General features: G+C 64.2%; 4 protein-coding genes. 2 read left to right on the top strand and 2 right to left on the bottom strand.

Annotated features, from left to right (window positions below; genetic code table 11):
* A partial coding sequence (locus ACAM49_RS39770; protein ID WP_369640680.1) for a DUF397 domain-containing protein occupies window positions 1–196 on the bottom strand: 196 nt, incomplete at its 3' end.
* Between the two features lie 34 nt (window positions 197–230).
* On the bottom strand, window positions 231–1,076 hold the full coding sequence (locus tag ACAM49_RS39765; RefSeq protein ID WP_369640679.1) for a helix-turn-helix domain-containing protein: 846 nt from the start codon (window positions 1,074–1,076) through the stop codon (window positions 231–233).
* 130 nt (window positions 1,077–1,206) lie between these two features.
* Here ACAM49_RS39765 and ACAM49_RS39760 point away from each other — a divergent pair, with 130 nt between their 5' ends.
* Both ACAM49_RS39760 and ACAM49_RS39755 read left to right on the top strand, forming a co-directional pair.
* Window positions 1,207–1,638: a DUF4254 domain-containing protein gene (locus ACAM49_RS39760; protein ID WP_369640678.1), complete on the top strand. Its 432-nt coding sequence runs from the start codon at window positions 1,207–1,209 to the stop codon at window positions 1,636–1,638.
* Window positions 1,635–1,928, top strand: coding sequence for a hypothetical protein (locus ACAM49_RS39755; protein WP_369640677.1), 294 nt, complete (start codon window positions 1,635–1,637; stop codon window positions 1,926–1,928). The genes ACAM49_RS39760 and ACAM49_RS39755 overlap by 4 nt, the downstream gene beginning before the upstream one ends.
* Window positions 1,929–2,531: the final 603 nt, after the last annotated feature.

Here is a 2,531-nt window from a genome sequence, read left to right as displayed (position 1 = left end):
CCCCGGCCAGAAACACATCCCACTCCGCCCCCGAAACCCCCACAATCGGCTGGCCAGCGGGATCATTCGCCGAGTCGCGCAGATACTTGCTGTCACGGATCAATACAGTGTCCGCGGCAAACAGCACCTCGACACAGTTGCCCCCACCGCCGTCTCCGCTGTAGCTGCTCTTCCGCCATTCATACTCACGCCTCATAACCACACCCAGCATAAGCGAGTGCGTTTCAAACTCAACGGCCCTGCGCACGGAGGATGGTGGCCGTTTCTTCCGGAGTCAGAGCCACAGCCTCGAGCCGGTCGAAGGCTGCCGTGAACCGCTGGATTCCGTCCGCTTCGACGTAGATGACGCCCGCCGGCGTCTCGACGCAGGCCAGCGTCGGATAGGGGTCCGGCAGGTTGAAGACCTTGAATGATCCGTCGGGCGCGGCGTGCGCGCCGATCGCCTCGGGCAACAGTCGCACCGCGATATTGGACCGCTCCGCCATGCTCGCCAGATGCTCGAGTTGTTCAGCGTGGACGTCGGCACCACCGATCGGTCGGCGCAGGATGGACTCGTCCAGGACGACCGTCAGCCGCACCGGCCGCGACCGCGTCAGTACCTGTTGACGAATCATCCGCACTTCGAGCCAGCGATCGACTTGCGCGTCATCCGCGTCCGGATCGACAGCGCGAATCACCGCTTCGGCGTAGGCAGGAGTCTGCAACAGACCCGGCACCACGATCGTGTTGAACGATTTGATCTCCGCCGCCCGAGCCTCGAGCCAGGCGTAGTCGATGATCGAAGGATCGATGTCCTGGGCATAGCCCTCCCACCAACCCTTCTGCCACACTTCGAGACTCAGCTTCCGAAGCGCCTCGCGCACATGCTCATCGGCGACGCCGTAGAGGTTCAGCAGCTCCCGTACATCGTCCTCGCGAGGCGGATACAGCCCGGCCTCGAACCGACTGACGGTGGAAGAGTCGCGTTTGAGGTAAGCGGCAGCATCCTTCAGCGTCATGCCGGATTCGTCCCGATACCGACGCAGCAGCTGACCCAGCCACTGCGCCCGCAGCGTCGGCCCCGGCTTGCCCGCCATCGCGAAACCTCCATGATCACTGCCGTTCTCGCACGAAGTCTACATTGCGGATCGCTTGCAAATTTGCACAACTCGAGCAAAACTGAGCTCTCAGCCGTTTGGCACTAATCCTCATTCCGGAGTGGTCACCATGACGCTACTGCCGTCGAAGGACCTGATTCTCGAAGCGTGTACGGGGGTTATTCATGAGCCCCACCCGATCCTGTTGGCTGCCTACGAGTTAGCGAGCCTGCACGAGGCGCGAGCCAGCGCGGCGTCCGGCGGACTCGGCGAAATCGATGGTTGCCGCGCACGTTTGGTGCACGAGATCGACCGATGGATGGCCGGCGCGACACCAAACCCCGCCGCCGCAGCCTTCCTGCACACTGAAACGATCGGCACGGTCGTCGACCGCCTCGCCGAACTCTCCGTAGCCGCCCACGCCGCCCTCCGCCCGGAGGTCACCGACCTCGAACTCCACGAAGCCTGGCACCGCCTGGCAGAACTCACAATCGGCTACACCGACCTCGCCTTCGAGGTCTCCACCGGCCGCCGCCGACTCCCGGAACGGAGCAACCGATGACCACCACCCTGCTCCCCTTCCTCACCGGCGCAACCACCGCCACCCTCTGCCTCTGGCTCCTGCACTGGCTCGCCACCCCGAAATCAACTGCCAAACCCGGCTTCTCACAAGACCAGCGGACCGTCGCCAGCATCATCACCCGCATCGAACATGAGCGCCTCTCGACGAATCACCCAGCGGCAATCTCATACCAGCCCTTCGTCAACCGACGAGGGCCAGATTCCACGGCGCGAGTTGCGGTAGAGCATGACCACGCTCGAAGTGGGCCTATTCCTACCCACTTCCACTAACCGGGCACTGTGCGCACTCACCTTCCGAGCCCGCGACCGGCTCAGAACCCCAGGGTCGCGTCTACTCAGGGACGCCCCACCGACTCCAGATCAGTTCGGCCGGTTGATCTTCGGACGACCCACGTCGGCCGGACCGGGTCAGCTCGGGATGCTGCAGCTGAGGATGCCCACCCATGCAGGCCCGGCGTATCCCTGGATCCACGGCGCTCCGGCCACCATCACCGCCGCAGCCGCTTTGGGCCGCCAGCTAACCGCGCTTCATACTGACGCAGTCGCGGCAAGATTTACTGCCGGACGATGGGCTCTTGCTCGAGTCCCGGCCCGCCGCGCCTTCGAGGAATACCTTGGCGCAGTCTGGCAAACCCTCCACCTCATGCCTGTACCGGACGTCTTCTACGATGACGACCCGCCGGGACAAGGAACAACGTAGCCCGCGAGCTGGAGAGCAAATCCGCACATGGCATCCAGGCCGTGGCCGGTTCGAAGCGCGCGCTATGCGGCATGAGCGCTCACTCTCCTCGGCTATGGCCAGGCCGCCTTGCGCATCCGACAGATTGCGAGTGCATCGCGGCCTCACGTTGATTCGGTCCCGAAGCGGGCGAG

The organism is Nocardia sp. JMUB6875 (assembly GCF_041154655.1).
Lineage (GTDB): Bacteria > Actinomycetota > Actinomycetes > Mycobacteriales > Mycobacteriaceae > Nocardia.
Note: the sequence above shows the minus strand (reverse complement) of the source record. Positions and strands in the feature narration are given on the sequence as shown.